Here is a 15,867-nt window from a genome sequence, read left to right as displayed (position 1 = left end):
TGTGCTTGTATTGTAATTGGAACTCCCCGCACAAGATATGGGCAAAAGCAGCCCCTATGCCTGTTTTTTAGGCATAGAGGCTGCTTTTGTCTGTATTTTATGCTCAGTTTTTATTTGTACTATACGTTATCATATAAAGCGCCGTATAGGGTTTCATCGTCAATTCCAGTATGTTGTTTTTAGTTGTCAAATTTGCACCGTAATTTGTTTCATCGCCGCCGTAAATTACCCAATTACTGCTCAGCAGCACCTGGACAGTTTGTGGGTTCTGTATCTTTAATTGGTATATCTGTTCACGGTTGGAAAAATTAAAGACAGCGATGATTCGTTCACTGCTTCCTATGCGTTCAAAGGCATAGATACACCGCTCCTCCTGATGGCAGTCCAGCCACCGAAAGCCATCGGGATCGTAATCTTTTTCAGACAGAGCAAGATGTTGCAGGTAAATATGGTTCAAGTCTATCATGAAGCGATGGAACTCCCGATGTGCAGGAAAATCCAACAAGTTCCAGTCCTGCTGCCGCTTTTCATCCCACTCTCGCAGTTGCCCAAGCTCGTTCCCCATAAAATTCAGCTTCTTTCCTGGATGGGCATACATGTACATATAGAGGATTCTGGCTTGGGGGAATTTCTCCTCATAGTGACCGTTCATTTTTTGCAGGATTGTCGCCTTTCCGTGAACGACTTCGTCATGGGACAGCGGAAGAAGAAACTGGTCATGATAATAATACATCATGGAAAAAGTCAGCTTATGATAGTTCATGCCACGATATGCGGGAGCCGTGCGGCAGTAATCCAAGGTGTCGTTCATCCAGCCCATGTCCCACTTATAGTCGAACCCCAGCCCGTTTTCAGACACAGACTTTGTAACATCGGGATAGGATGTGGAGTCCTCCGCTATCAGAATTGCGGTTGGATGCAGTGCCTTCAACCTCCGATTCATATATTGCAGGAATTTTACTGCGTCCAGATTGACACCCCGTCCAGGGTCTCCCTGCCAATAGATCATGCGGCTGATTGCATCCATGCGCAGACCATCTACATGAAATTCCGTCAGCCAGTAATTCGCGGCAGATTGCAAAAAGCTGCGAACCTCACCACGAGAGTGCATGAAGTTTAGGCTTCCCCATTCACTGACACCCACTGCCGCATGGGGGTACTCATACAAAGCTGTGCCGTCAAATTGAGCTAAAGCATAGCCGTCTACCGCAAAATGTACCGGAACAAAATCCATGATGACACCTATGTCATTCTGATGGCAGGCGTCTACAAAGGCCTTTAGCTGATCTGCTGTTCCATAACGGGAAGTCGGGCTGAAAAAGCCTGTGCTTTGATAGCCCCAGGATTCATCACAGGGATGCTCGTTCAGCGGAATAATTTCCAGATAGTTATATCCGTTTTGCGTGAGATACGGAATCAAAATATCCGCCATTTCCTCATAAGTATACCAATCATCCACTCTCTCCGATGGCTTTCGGAATGAGCCGAAATGGAGCTCATAGATATTAAGTGGCCTGTTTTTACAGTCAGAGCGGGAAAGCATCCAGGCTGAGTCATGGAACTGGTAGGAGTTCATATCCCGAACGATGGATGCGGAATTGGGTCTCAACTCCATTCCAAAACCGTAAGGGTCACAGTGGTCCATGCAGCCGCCGTTTTTTTCATAGATTCGATATTTGTACATGCTTCCTGCGCTGGCACCGTCCACATAACACTCCCAGAAGTTTCCATCATAGACCCGATTCATTTCGTATTCCCGCCATTGGCTGCATTCTCCGATCAGCGAAACCTTTTGTGCCCCCGGAGCAAATGTGCGGAATACAACGCCAGAGTCCGTTATATGAGCGCCGAGATATTGATAGGCATCAAAAACTTTACCTGTATAAAACCCATGAAAATCCATGTTCTGCTCCTATCACAACAGCTGCTTGCTTTTTCTTTATTTGTTTTCTAATCCTCAAGAAACATCACACCAATCGTGTTAGGTCCGCAATGGCATGCTACCGTGCAGCCCGCGAAGGTCTCTTGAATATCAGTAAATCTTTCATCTTCAGTCAGGGCCTGCCTCGCAGCGTCCACAGCTTCCCGCTTAGCAGATGGATATACAATATAGGCACGTCCATCAGAAATATTTCCGGATACCGAAATGCGGTCTTTGGTATATTGATACATGACTTTTTCCAGAGAACCCCGATACTTTTTTCCTACGCGCATGATTCCGCCGCTGACTTCGATGCACGGCTTCAGGAGCATCAAATTTGCCCCCAGTGCCACAACGGAAGAACAACGGCCGCCCTTTCGCATATAGTCCAACCGGTCAAGAATAAAACTGGCATTGACCCGGCTCACGGTGTTCTCCAGACGCATACATATCTTTTCGGGTGATACGCCCTGCTTTGCCATTTTGGCCGCTTCCATCACAATAATCCCCTGACCACTGGATAGATTCTTTGAATCCACTATGTACACATTGGAAAATTCACTGGCAGCAATCACTGCATTTTGATAGCAGCTTGAAAAACTGGAGCCAATTGTAATCATGATAACCGCTTCATATTGCGGGCTCAGTTCCTCGAAATATTCTGACAGCTCTATAGGATTTGGCGCGGCTGTTGTGCAGATATCTCCTCCTTTTTCCACATAAGAAAAGATATCCTCCGGCGTGATCTCGAGGCCATCCAAAAAGGAGTCTTTTCCCTTGTTTATGTGCAGGGGGATCACCGAAATATGATGCGCATGAATGAGTTCCCGGGGCAAATCACAGGTTGAGTCCGTCACAATTTTAATACTCATATTGTCCTCCTAAGACTTCCTTTTTACGAATCAGAGCCCCCAATAATTGCCTGTCCCAAAGGACAAGACTATTTGAACAAACAAGGAGCGATGAAGCGCCAGAGTGGTAGGGTCCTGAATGACCGTTTCCACCAATACTGATTTATACTTTGTAACAGCCTCCGCCAACGAATTCTCGCATCAGGGAGGTTTTGGGTACGTCGTCTGCTGGAATGGGTAAAAAGTAGTTTAAGAATTTCAGCAAGCGCTTTGCCTCAATGTATTCCTCACAATCTTTTGGAACGCCAAAGAGCAGCGGCTCCACATAGGGTTTCACAAGGGCGATTTCATAAATCAGTGCCGAGTTAAAAATCATGTCCGCACTATCTTGGAACGGGAAAATATTGTTTTCTTCTCCTCTTCTTACAGACGGCCACATCTGAATGGTAGCCCTGGCGCTGTAACCCCTGGTCCGTGCATCCCGTTCGATCCTTCGCAAAAGCCGTGCGTCTGTTGTGGGGATGTAGTTGTGGTCATCGACATTCAGCGTAGTCAGGCAGCTGATGTAGATTTTGTATTTGCTCTCTTTCGGCAGAGAATAGGAAAGCTGATCGTTCAGGCAGTGGATGCCCTCGATGACAAGAACATCCTGCGCTCCCAGGGTCAGATAGTTGCCGTTGTATTCCCGGACGCCCTTTTTGAAGTTGAACTGTGGGATTTCCACCGTCTCACCCCTTAGGAGCCGTGTCATATCGGCATTAAACTGCTCAACATCCATGGCGCCCAAACTCTCAAAATCATACTGACCATTTTGATCCAAGGGTGTCTCGGAGCGGTTTTTAAAATAATTGTCCGTTGCGATGGCGTGTGGGTGCAGGCCGCACGCCAAAAGCTGGGTGGACAGGCGATGGGAAAATGTCGTCTTTCCTGAGGACGAAGGGCCGGCAATCATAACGAAGCGAACATCCTTCCGGGCTGCAATTTCACCTGCAATATCTCCGATTTTCTTTTCCATCATTGCCTCGTGCGCAAGGATCATGTGTGTAGCATTTCCCTGTGCAATGACTCCGTTCATCTCCGCAACATTAGAGATATGCAGCGTCTCAGATCTGAGGGTGGCGTCGTAAAGTTCCCGGAATACCTTCATGGAGGGATGGAACGCTCCCAACTGACTGGGATTCTTTTGATCCGGCAGACGCAGGACAAATCCGCTCTCAAACAGCTGCAGGCCAAAGCATTTCAAATACCCCGTATCAGGAACCATGTAGCCGTAAAAATAATCTGAAAACTCATCCAGAAAATAAATATTGACATGGGAATTGATCCGGAAGCTGAGCAGCTGCGCCTTGTCGTACATTTGCGTTTTGCGAAACAGTTCTACAGCATCATCGGTGCTGATTGACTTTTTCTGAATGGGCACTGCCTGTTCTGAAATCATCCTCATACGTTCTTCAACCTGGTTTAGCAGCTCCTGACTCAGCGTGAAGTTTCCCTTTGCCCGGATAAACAAGGCGTGGCTAATGGAATACTCCACGGAAATGCGTTCAACATTCTCTCTGCCAACCACATCATAGAAGGCTTTCAGCATCAGAAAAACCACACTGCGCTCATAAGTCTGCATCCCCGGCTTTTCTTCTGCCGTAATCATTTTCAGCGTGCAATCCCTATCCAAAGCCTTGTGCAGTTCACAGAGTTTCCCGTTTCGATTGACAAGCAAAATATCATGCGCATATCCTTCCTGAAAATCAGCAGCTATCGCCTGATACAGAGTTCCTTTTGGATAAATATATTCAACGCCATCCACGTTCACTTTCATCATTCTCGTATTTTCCATAGAACAGCCTCCTCTAATTCTCCGCGCAGGTTCGAGATACAGCAAATTCTTTCACAACGTCACGTCTCCACCCAGTATGAAAAATGCGGCTTTTAAACAAGCCGCATTTTCAGTGCATCCATCGCGGTTTCATTCACCTGCTCCCAGGGGAATCCGTTTCTCCCGAAATGGCCATAATTTGTGGTCTCAGCGAAAATGGGACTGTCCAGTTTTAAATATTGGATGATGGCTCCGGGGCGCAGGTCAAAGCAATTGCGGACCCAGTCGTACAGTACATCATCTGGCAGCCGGCCTGTCCCAAAGGTTTCCACAGAAACGGACACTGGCTTGGAGACGCCGATGGCATAACCCAGCTGCAGTTCCAACTGCTTGGCAGCACCTGCCGCCACCGCGGTTTTCGCGACATGGCGGGCCATATATGCGGCGCTCCGGTCAACCTTCGTGGCATCTTTGCCGGAGAACGCTCCGCCACCGTGATGGCCGATGCCGCCATAAGTATCGCAGATGATCTTTCTTCCGGTCAGACCGGTGTCCGCGGCGGGTCCGCCCAGCACAAAGCGCCCCGTGGGATTGATATAGTATTTCGTGTTTTTGTCCAGCAGCTTGCCATCAATGACTGGGAACACAACCCGCTCCAAAATATCCTTGCGCAGCACCTTCATATCAATATCCGGATCGTGTTGGGCAGAGATTACCACAGTGTCTACCCGTATTGGTGCGCCATCCACATACTCCACTGTGACCTGTGCCTTTCCATCCGGACGTAGGTAGGGCAATAGGCCAGACTTTCGGACTTCCGTCAAGCGGCAGGTCAGGGCGTGGGCCAAGGTGATAGACAGCGGCATCCGTTCAGGGGTCTCATCGCAGGCATAACCGAACATCATACCCTGATCGCCGGCACCCACATCCTTGGAGCTATCGGCGGCCGCATCCACACCCATTGCGATGTCAGGAGACTGCTCATGGATGGAGCAAGTAATATTGACACTTTTTGCGTCAAACCCATATTCGGGCCTTGTATAGCCGATTTTTGCAATACAGCGGCGAGCAATCTTTTCAAAATTAGGGGATGCCTTGCTGGTGATCTCGCCCATGATGTGCATAGCTCCTGGTTCCGCTGTGACCTCTACTGCACTCCGGGATTTGGGATCTTCCTTCAGCAACGCGTCGAGAATACTGTCCGCAACAAAATCACAGATTTTGTCAGGATGGCCTTCAGTGACCGATTCGGAAGTCAAGAATTTTCTCATAGCTCACATCTCCTGTTGTATTTTTTCTCTGACAGAGAGGTCTCACTTTCTATTGCGATGGATCAGGTTTTCTGAGAATCGTTCAGCACACGCCTTTGTACGCTCAAGAATACGAGGATGCTGAGGATAAACGGGAAAAAGAATGTTGCGACGCGGAATAGAATCAGAGCGGAGGATGCCTGAGCATATTCCATGTAGTGGGAAAATATCAGCACGAAGGCAAACTCCACTGGCCCCACGCCCGCCACATTGGGCAGGGCGTTGGAGATCAGATGCATCAGTGCGGTCAGCAGATGTACGTGCCAGAAGGAGGGGCCAGATATTCCCAATATCTCCATACAGACAAACGGTATGCTGTAAAGACAAAATAGCTTGAGACCATTGAATAACAGCACTTTGAGAAAGCACCAGTGGTCACGAAGCAGTTTTTGGGATTCCGTATAAAGCGCAGATAGATTTGTTTTCCACAGGCGCTTGCGGCCTTCCCATTTTTCCGTACTCGGCAAATGGTCAATCACCCAGGATGCAAGCCACTGCACCTTTTCCCAGGCGCACAGCAGAACCAGTGCCGCTATAATCAGCGCGCAAATTCCATATCCCAACGGTATGTAGCGGGAAAGGCCGCGGTCAGTTTCGCTGAGCCAGCGGCCCTGAAATAACAGCATAACGGTGATGTAGATTAAAACAGAACTCTTATGAAATATGTACTCCAGCATCATGGTACCAATGCCACAGCCTGCCATGATACCGCAGTGATGCAGGTAATAGCTTTGCATGGGAACAGAGCCGACGGAAAGCATAGATACGTTTCCGAAAACGCCAAGGAAAGTCACCTCTACCGCTTGCCGAAATGAAAATGTTGGGAGTCGACGGCGAATCATCGCAAAGCAGACTGCTGATTCAAGCATTTGATAAGCAAGACCCATGCCCAGCAGGAGCAACAGTCCTCTGATGCTGACGGCCTGGATATTCCGCAAAATCTCCTGATAATGATCCCGAAACACCCAAATTACCAGCAGGAATAAAAGCAAGAGTGTAGTGGCACTGATTGCTACTGTTTTCCATTGTTTCTTATCCATAGGAGACCTCTAAAAGATAAAATGTTTCGCTAAACAGAGGAAATGGAAGAATCAGAAACACCCTGATGAATTTGTTCGTTTCTTCTTAATGCTGGGGAAATGCAGTAATATCTGAATGAACTCGACTATGGGCTTTCACTGTTCTATGTGTAGCCGATAAGAGGTCACTATAAGACCAGCAGCATTACGGATGCATTTGCGCAGCAATGCCCGACCAAGCTTGCTTTCATTGTACTTAGAAACACCCGCATATCATATGGACAAAAGCAGCCCCTGTGCCTGTTTTTTAGGCACAGGGGCTGCTTTTGTCTGATTCTATGTTCTTAAGAAAAACCAAAGTTTTATTTCTTTTCACATCGGATAATCATCGCGTCCAAATCGCCGCGCTTCAATTCGCAAATCCGATGGAACCGCGATTGAATACCGTCCTGCATCCCTGTTTCCAGCCAGCCGATGACAAAACCAAAACACATACATTTCAAGTAATCAATTATCAGCCTTCGGTCCGGATCCGACACGGTCCGCCCGGCCAGAATTCCATCTACATAAGTCGTAACTGCGTGCTCACATACCCGCCATTGGTACTGCTCATAGATATCCCGGTTGATGGAGTGGTATATGTGCAACACCGCTTTCCGGTTTTCCAATGCAAATCTTATGGCGGCATTGAGACAGTCCTCAATGGACTCAATAGAGGGATGCTCCTGAATCACACGATCCGCATCCTCGTTAATAATCGTTTCTACCAATTGGGAAATATCCTGAAAATAATAATAAAAGGTGTTACGGTTGACACCACAGTCATCCACGATATCCCGGACAGTGATTTGGCTAAGAGGCCTCTCATTCAACAGCTTAATAAACGAGTCCCGAATCGCTTTTTTTGCAAAACCGGCCACGGCTCACGCCTCCCTCATTTGATTTCCGCTATATCAACATATGACTTGGAAATGCGGTGAAAGCAAGGGCAGCACTCGGATTCACGCGTCCTTCAAAAGCCGGGAAGCCGCGCCATCCACCAGAAACTCCGCGGTGACAAGCAGTTCTTCCTTGGGAAGGTCCATGTTCTTCTGGAACCACTCCCGAATCAGGCCGATGAGACCATAGGTGATGAATCTCAGTAAATAGGACAACTGCTGGTCATCCATGGGCTGGAACCAGGCCCGAATGACCTCTGTGCCGTTACGGTGGATCAGCTGCTGCAAATGCTCAGCAAACTGGCTGACCTCGTTGTTTTCAAATAGGATGGTGCAGACCTCCCGATGCTCCACCACAAAGTCCAGGATTGGCTCGAACACGGGGCGCAGGCTGCCGTCCGCCACCGTTTCCTGGATATGGGCGTTTACCAGCATCTGGGCCTCTGTCAGCAGGTCTTCCTCCATACTTTGCAGCAGTTGGGTGGTATCCGTGTAATGGAGGTAAAACGTGGTACGGTTCATATCAGCACTATCCGTCACATCCCGGACGGAAATCTCTGAAAAGCGTTTTTGCTTCATCATCTCCAGCAGGCTTTCCTTCAACAGCCTGCTGGTGCGTCTGGCACGGCGATCCTCAGGATTCTTCAGCATGACAGAGTCCTTCCCTTCGGGAAAATTTGGGCATTTGCCCAGGTTTGCCTATTGTCCCAAGCCTCTTGCCCTCATTATAATTAACTCAATCTGATAAATCAACAAAAATATATTAAACAACATTGGTTGATTAAATGGAGGAATTCATATGAGTCAACACACACATCTAATGGGAAAGCGCCTGCTGTCGTTGGCACTGGCCATTCTGCTGGCAGCAGCCTGCTCCTTTCCGGCTGCCGCCGCGGAGCCGATTGGCGACGGCGTGACGCCAACTTATGACGAAGCCTACTATGCCACGCTGGATTACTATGGAAATCTGCTGGACGGCAGCGTGGTGAAAAGCTATACCCTCAATGGCGCCACGTCTCTGACGGACTATGGTATTTACGACGAAGTAGTGAATCTAACCGATGGCACGGCTCCTGCGGTGGCCGGCAATGCCACCACCTTTTCGTTCAGCAGGAGCGATGCTCCGTCCCATTTCTATTTCGAAGGTAAGACGGCGGCACCCTTTGAGGCCTTGCCCTGGACGCTGTCGGTTTCCTACACCCTCAACGGCGTTGCCGTCCGGGCCGAGGACCTGGCCGGCAAGACCGGCGTGGTGGAGATCACGGTAAACGCCATTCCCAATGAAAACGCCAGTGAGTATGCCCGGAACAACTACACTTTGGAGGCCATGGCCGTGTTCAACCAGGACAACATCCTGTCCCTGGAGGCCCCCGGCGCCCAGGTGCAGCTGATTGGCAATCTGCGGGCTGTGCTGTTTATTGCCCTGCCGGGAGAAGAGCAGCACTTCGTCATCCGGGTGGGCTGCGAGGACTTTTCCTTTGACGGCATGACCTTTCTGATGGTTCCCGCCACCCTGGGCCAGCTGGAGGAAATCGCCAAGCTGAGCCAGCGGAAGGATGACCTGGAGGAGGATTACAACAAGCTCTCCGGCAGCCTGGACACCCTGCTGGACTCCTTTTCCGACCTGGGCAGCAGCCTGCGGGCTACCGCCGATGGTCTGGATGATCTGAATCAGGCCCGGGATACCATTTCCAGTGGAAAAGATCGGATTTATGCCGACGGTGACAAGGTGCTGGAAGATTTGGAGAACCTGAGCGGCTCCCTGAACACCCTTCCAGGCCATCTGGATGATACCGATGACTCCGTCACCGAGGTTACGGACTCCCTGTCCAAAGTTACGGACACCGCCGTCATCCTCCGGGAAAACCTGGACGATGTGGATGACTGCCTGAAGGATCTGCAGCGGGACATCAAAAACATCCGCTCCGGCAGCGGTGATATGCAGAGCCACCTGAACCAGCTGGGCACCGATTTGAAGAAGCTGCAAACCAGTTTGCAGGAGCTGAAAGAAACACTTCAGCTTCTGGACATCCGCATCAACGGTGGACTGATTTCCGAACTGCCCAGCAATGTACAGGAAAAGATCAAAGTTCAGGGGCAGCAGTTGGATGCCATGCTGACGCAAGTACAGGGACTGGAAACCGTTTGGGCCGGCGTGGCGACGGATAGCGAAGGCAACGCTACGGAAACCATCGGATACCAGCAGTATCAGGTTGCCGCACTGATTGCCAGTGGAAAGGCATCGTCAGCCGCAGATGCCACTACCCTGCTCCAGCAGATACAAGCCGTTGATGCGGGTATTGCGTCTGTCAAGGCCGTTTATCCCGCGTTGAGTGACGAGGGGGCATTGAGCGCTCTGGTAGCGCAAGGGCGGCTGACGCAGGATCAGGCGGCCCAGTATGCCGCCGCCAAGCCGCAGCTAATTGTGATGGAGCAGGTCTACATCACCGTCTGCGGCGGCACTGACCAGCTCATGACCAAGGCGGATTTCTTTACGGCCATACTGATGCTCAGCGATATCAACGCCCTACCTGCCGATCAGAAAACCCCGGAAAACATTGGCAAAATTCTGGCCAACGAAGCTGCCTATGCCAAAACCGGCAAAATGCTCTCCGAACTCAATGGAGACCATGACCTCTCCAAAGTCACCGGCCTGCTGGAAAATCTCAGCGATCTGCTGACCGACATGGGAAGCGGCGGCCTCACCGGCGATCTCAGCAGCCTGGTGGGAAAAACCGACACCACCCTGGGCCATCTGGATGACGCCGCCGATGTAGGCCGGGATATCCTGGATCGTGTGGATACTCTTCTCGGCGACATTAAAAATCTGGACGACACCATTAACGACCAGGTCCCCGGTCTCCGCAGCACTCTGCAGGATACGAAAACCCTCGTCACCGACATGGTGACCACCATCGACGACACCCACGGCTTCCTGACCTCTTTCCGTTCCCTGGCTAAGACCTCCGGCACCCAGTTGGATGAGGGGACGAAAAAGAGTCTTGAAAACCTGGCGGCAACCCTGCGGAAAACCGCACGCAGCACCGACGCCGTGGGTGATGTGAAGACAGCTAAGGACGCCATCAACGGAATCATTGAGGATACCTGGAACGAGTATACCGGCGATATCAACAATTTGCTGCTGATGGACGCCACCGCCCAGGCAGTGTCCCTGACCTCAGAGGAGAATCCCGCCCCCTCCAGTATCCAGGTCCTCATCCGTACCCAGGAGATCAAGAAAAGCGATTCCTCCGCTGAAATCACTGCACAGGCACAGGCGGCGGAGCCCACCACCTTCTTGGGCCGGGTGGCCCAGATGTTCCGGGATTTCTGGGACACCATCACTGGCCTCTTCCGGTAAGCAGTTGAGAGGTGTTTTCCATGATTAAAAAAATTGCCCATGGCCTGACGAGAAAGCCAAAGCTGGTGGCGCTGATTGCGGTCCTGCTGCTGATCCCATCTGCTCTTGGCTATATCGGTACCCGGGTCAATTATGATATTCTGTCCTATCTGCCGGAGGACCTGGATTCCGTCCGGGGCGAACGGCTCCTGGAAGACCCCTTCCACATGGCGGCCACCAGTATGCTCATCGTGGAGGGCATGCCCGCCGCCTATACCAATGACCTCATCAACGAGATCAAGGAGGTTCCCGGCGTCTCCAGCGCCATCTGGCTCAGCAACGCCGTTGGCATCCAAATTCCCACGGATTTCATCCCCGCTGCCCTGCGGGATATGTTCTTCGCCGGTGATTCCACGATGATGATCATCCAGTATGAGAAGTCCGGTGCGGCGGAGGAAACCATGCAGGCCATTAATGACGTGCGGTCGCTGTGCAATGAAAAATGCTTCCTGGCCGGTTTCTCCGTGGTCATCAAAGACACCAAGGATCTGGTGGATCAGGAACTGCCTATTTACGTGGGCCTGGCGGTACTGCTGTCCCTCGTCGCCATGTCTCTGACCATGGAATCCATGGTACTGCCCTTTGTGTTTCTGCTCAGCATCGGTATGGCCATCGTCTACAACTTCGGTACCAACATCTTCCTGGGGGAGATCTCCTACATCACGCAGGCCATCGCGGCGGTTTTACAGTTGGGCGTCACCATGGACTACTCCATCTTCCTTTACCACCGCTACCGGGAGGAACGGCTGCTTCATGAGGATCCCCGGGACGCCATGGCCGAGGCCATTGTGGCGGCTTTCACCTCCCTGTCCGGCTCCAGCCTGACTACCATCGCCGGTTTCCTGGCGCTGTGCTTCATGCAGTTGACCTTAGGCCGGGACATCGGCCTGGTCATGGCCAAGGGCGTGGTACTGGGCGTGGCCACAGTGGTACTGGTGCTGCCCGCACTGCTGCTGATTTTTGACGAAAAAATCGAAAAGCACAAGCACCGGACGCTGATCCCCAATTTTGAAAAGATGAATTCCTTTATCATCCGCCACCGGCAGGTGTTTGTGGCCGTCTTTCTGCTGCTGTTCCTGCCGGCGGTATACGCCCAGAGCCACACCGCCGTCTACTACAAGCTGGATGAGGCGCTACCCCAGGACATGGACTCCATCATCGCCAACAACAAGCTGAAAAATGACTACGACATGGCGGCTTCCCACTTTGTGCTGCTGCGGGACGATCTCTCCTCCACGGAGATGAATCAACTGGAGACCTCCGTAAAGGATGTGGAAGGCATTACCTCTGTCCTCTCTTATCACGCCATGCTGGGCAGCGGCATTCCTGATTTTTTCATCCCTGAGGCCCTGCGTGATATGTTGAAGCAGGGTGGCTGGCAGATGATGATGGTCAACTCCGAATATCCGGCTGCCTCTGACCAGGTATCCGTCCAGCTGGAGGAACTGGAACGCATCATAAAGAGCTATGACCCCGAAGCGCTCATCACCGGTGAGGCGGTACTGACCGACGATCTGATCGACACCTCCGCTGTAGATTTCAAGGTGACTAACTACATCTCTCTTGCCGCCATCTTCTTGATCATCATGGTGGTGTTCCGGTCCCTCTCCATGCCCCTCGTGCTGGTAGCGGCCATTGAACTGGCCATTTTTATTAACCAGGGCATTCCTTACTTTACCGGCACGGTCATTCCCTTTGTGTCTCCTACCATCATCGGCTGCGTCCAGCTGGGCGCCACGGTGGATTACGCGATTCTGATGGCCACCCGCTTCCGAGAGGAACTACGGGCTGGAAAGAGCCGGGAGGATTCTATCCGCATCGCGGCCACTTCCTCGGACGCCTCCATCATCACCAGTTCTTTGGTGCTGTTCTGCGCCACCCTGGGTGTGGGGACGATTTCCGAGATTGAGATCATCAGCTCCATCTGCATGATGCTGGCCCGCGGCGCCCTGATCTCAGCTGTCATCAGCATGTTCATCATGCCCCCGGTGCTGTGCGTCTGCGAGCCCATCTTCAACAAGACCAGCCTCCACTGGCGGCAAGCCGCTCTTTCGTCCAAACAGGAGAAAGAATCTGTGGTGTCTGGGAAATAACGGTTTATCCTTTCCGGATCGGCGGTTACTTGCGCTGTATCAACGAGAAATCTCGCGGAGAAATTTATTTAAAACGGTGATGTTTATGGGACACAGAGTCATTTGTATCGGCAGGCAATTTGGCAGCGGCGGACACGAAATTGCAGTCCGAACGGCAGAACGACTGGGGATCAGAGTCTATGAACGGGAACTTCTCCACTTGGCCTGCAAATATGGGGAGCTTTCCGCTAAGCTCATGGAAAGCTCCGACGAAAGGGCCACTAATCCGTACCTGTATCAGGGCGTCTATGAGGGAAATTACCATGTGATTCGGGGACTGCCCACTTCCGAGGTCCTGTTTGCCCTGCAAAGCCATGAGATTAAGCGCATTGCTGAAGAGGAAGACTGCGTTTTTGTGGGCCGGTGTGCCGACTTCGTCCTTCGGGATTCGGATGCTCAGCTACTGCGGGTTTTTGTTTCCGCCCCGGAAGGACAGCGGATACGCAGAAAGATGGAGCTAGAATGCCTAAGCCTGTCCAAAGCTAAACGTCTGGTGACAAAAATGGATAAGCAGAGACGCAAATACTACGAGGGCTATACTGGGCAGGTGTGGGGTGATCCCCACAATTACGATTTGAATATTGACACCAGTGTGATACCCATCTCCCAGGCGGTGGAGCTGATTGTTTCACGGTTTTGAGATGGGACACAATGCAGGTGAAGAAAATTACTGTAAGCTGAAAACTTGTATATCAGGGTCTGTCCCAAATTCTGTGTAAACGCCGAAATGCGGTGCAAATAGAGCAAAATTTATTCAAGGCGGAAGTGGCGCAAGCTGCTGCCGCCTTGTTTTCAAAATAGCAGTGGATAGTGGGCATGTCAAGGGCGGGGGCGCCAGCTCCCGTTCATCTTGATCCTTGACATGCCGGTATGCAGCAGGTTATTCCGGCATGCGATCAGCAAAGAATACTGCCAGCTGAGCATGAATCATGCTCCAATCCTGTCTCCGGCCAGTCCATTTCTTTGTGATATCAATCATGGCCAGATACAGCATTTTCAGTAGGCTGTCATCGGTGGGGAACACGGATTTTGCCTTGGTTACTTTCCGAAGCTGACGGTTGAATCCCTCAATTGCATTGGTCGTATATATCAAGCGACGAACCTCTTGGGGATACTTGAAATAGGTACTCAGATTGGGCCAATTATCCCGCCAGGACTGAGAAATTTTGGGGTATTTCTTGTCCCATCGCTCAGCGAAGGTGTCCAGTGCGTCCAAAGCGGTATGGCCAGAAAGAATCGCACCCCGGAAGAAAATGCGCGTCGGGAAAAGATCCGTGAGTTGCTGCAGATGACAAACATCGGCAGCATGGATGACATCCAGAATTTGTTCAAAGAGACCATTGCTGAGTTCATGGAGAATGGTTTGGAGGCAGAGCTGGATGAAGAGCTGGGCTACAGCAGGTACGATTACAAGAACAAAGAAACAGACAACAGTCGCAACGGCTACAGCAGCAAAACGCTGCGCACCAGCTTTGGCGATGTGGATGTGTCGGTCCCTCGAGATCGGAAAGGTGAATTTGAGCCCCAGGTACTGAAAAAGAACCAGACCAGCATCAGCCAGGACATTGAGGAGAAAATCCTGTCCATGTACGCCAAAGGGATGAGTACCGGTGACATCGAGGCCCACATCCAGGACATTTACGGCATTTCCGTTTCAGACAGCACAGTCAGCCGGATCACAGACAAGATCTTGCCCATCGCCAAAGAGTGGCAGCAGCGGCCTCTGGAGTCCATCTACGCTGTGGTTTTTCTGGATGCTATCCACTACCATGTCCGCAGCGAAGGACAGATCGTGAAGAAAGCCGTGTACATTGCCATTGGAATCGACCTGGATGGCCGGAAAGACGTCCTGGGGATGTGGGTTGGGGAAAATGAGAGCGCCAAGTTCTGGGCGACCGTACTCAATGGCCTGAAAAACCGGGGCGTAGAGGATATTTTCATCGCCTGCACAGACAATTTGACAGGATTTCATGCGGCCATCCACGCCACCTTTCCTCAAACCGAAATCCAGAACTGCATCATCCACCAGCTGCGTAATTCCAGTAAGTATGTGTCCTACAAGGACCTGAAAGCCCTTATGGCAGATCTAAAGGCGGTCTATGCAGCCGTAGATGAGCAGGCCGCCTTGGATGCCCTGGACGCTTTTGGGGAGCGCTGGGGCAAGAAATACCCGAAAATCTCCCAGTCCTGGCGGGCAGGCTGGGCTAATCTCAGCACCTACTTCAAGTATCCCCAGGAGGTACGCAGACTGATCTACACCACCAACGCCATTGAGGGCTTTAACCGCCAACTCCGCAAGGTGACCAAGGCCAAATCGGTGTTTCCCTCCGATGACAGCCTGCTGAAAATGCTATATTTGGCCATGATGGATATTACCAAAAAGCGGACTGGACGGCGGCAGGACTGGAGCCTGATCCATGCCCAGATGGCCATCTACTTTGCCGAGCGTATGCCCGAGTAACACCGCCGCGGCTGGCATGTCA

General features: G+C 51.3%; 11 protein-coding genes and 1 pseudogene. 4 read left to right on the top strand and 8 right to left on the bottom strand.

What is annotated here, in order from left to right:
* Positions 1–103: 103 nt before the first annotated feature.
* The 7 genes from glgB to ACEVJL_RS06570 form a co-directional block, all read right to left on the bottom strand.
* Positions 104–1,903 carry a 1,4-alpha-glucan branching protein GlgB gene (gene glgB / locus ACEVJL_RS06600; RefSeq protein ID WP_374737269.1) on the bottom strand — a complete coding sequence of 600 codons (1,800 nt, stop codon included), beginning with the start codon at positions 1,901–1,903 and terminating at the stop codon, positions 104–106.
* A gap of 47 nt (positions 1,904–1,950) precedes the next feature.
* Positions 1,951–2,793, bottom strand: a complete 843-nt coding sequence (locus ACEVJL_RS06595; RefSeq protein ID WP_302667971.1) for a DegV family protein — start codon at positions 2,791–2,793, stop codon at positions 1,951–1,953.
* A gap of 142 nt (positions 2,794–2,935) precedes the next feature.
* On the bottom strand, positions 2,936–4,606 hold the full coding sequence (locus tag ACEVJL_RS06590) for a nucleoside kinase (protein WP_368076367.1): 1,671 nt from the start codon (positions 4,604–4,606) through the stop codon (positions 2,936–2,938).
* A 92-nt stretch (positions 4,607–4,698) separates the two neighbouring features.
* On the bottom strand, positions 4,699–5,856 hold the full coding sequence (metK, locus tag ACEVJL_RS06585; RefSeq protein WP_302667972.1) for a methionine adenosyltransferase: 1,158 nt from the start codon (positions 5,854–5,856) through the stop codon (positions 4,699–4,701).
* 62 nt (positions 5,857–5,918) lie between these two features.
* Complete coding sequence (locus ACEVJL_RS06580) at positions 5,919–6,935, bottom strand: lysylphosphatidylglycerol synthase transmembrane domain-containing protein (RefSeq protein WP_302667973.1); 1,017 nt, start codon at positions 6,933–6,935, stop codon at positions 5,919–5,921.
* 341 nt (positions 6,936–7,276) lie between these two features.
* A complete protein-coding gene (locus tag ACEVJL_RS06575; protein ID WP_302667974.1) occupies positions 7,277–7,834 on the bottom strand; it encodes a TetR/AcrR family transcriptional regulator in 558 nt (185 codons plus the stop codon).
* Between the two features lie 81 nt (positions 7,835–7,915).
* Positions 7,916–8,503, bottom strand: a complete 588-nt coding sequence (locus ACEVJL_RS06570; protein ID WP_374737268.1) for a TetR/AcrR family transcriptional regulator — start codon at positions 8,501–8,503, stop codon at positions 7,916–7,918.
* Between the two features lie 148 nt (positions 8,504–8,651).
* Here ACEVJL_RS06570 and ACEVJL_RS06565 point away from each other — a divergent pair, with 148 nt between their 5' ends.
* The 3 genes from ACEVJL_RS06565 (at position 8,652) to ACEVJL_RS06555 (ending at position 14,024) form a co-directional block, all read left to right on the top strand.
* The gene (locus ACEVJL_RS06565) at positions 8,652–11,213 is read left to right on the top strand and encodes a hypothetical protein (RefSeq protein ID WP_374737267.1); all 2,562 of its coding nucleotides are present in this window, start codon (positions 8,652–8,654) and stop codon (positions 11,211–11,213) included.
* Between the two features lie 20 nt (positions 11,214–11,233).
* The gene (locus ACEVJL_RS06560) at positions 11,234–13,345 is read left to right on the top strand and encodes an efflux RND transporter permease subunit (protein WP_374737266.1); all 2,112 of its coding nucleotides are present in this window, start codon (positions 11,234–11,236) and stop codon (positions 13,343–13,345) included.
* 79 nt (positions 13,346–13,424) lie between these two features.
* Positions 13,425–14,024 (top strand): cytidylate kinase-like family protein, encoded by a 600-nt coding sequence (locus ACEVJL_RS06555; protein WP_368076992.1) that lies wholly within the window; start codon positions 13,425–13,427, stop codon positions 14,022–14,024.
* Positions 14,025–14,264: 240 nt separating this feature from the next.
* Here the strand turns inward: ACEVJL_RS06555 and ACEVJL_RS06550 are convergent.
* Positions 14,265–14,603: pseudogene (locus ACEVJL_RS06550) on the bottom strand (transposase); the annotation flags it as partial.
* Positions 14,604–14,606: 3 nt separating this feature from the next.
* Between ACEVJL_RS06550 and ACEVJL_RS06545 the strand changes: the two are divergent.
* The gene (locus tag ACEVJL_RS06545) at positions 14,607–15,845 is read left to right on the top strand and encodes an IS256 family transposase (RefSeq protein ID WP_374737265.1); all 1,239 of its coding nucleotides are present in this window, start codon (positions 14,607–14,609) and stop codon (positions 15,843–15,845) included.
* Positions 15,846–15,867: the final 22 nt, after the last annotated feature.

The sequence above is a fragment of the Flintibacter porci genome, from assembly GCF_041925195.1.
Lineage (GTDB): Bacteria > Bacillota > Clostridia > Oscillospirales > Oscillospiraceae > Lawsonibacter > Lawsonibacter porci.
Note: the sequence above shows the minus strand (reverse complement) of the source record. Positions and strands in the feature narration are given on the sequence as shown.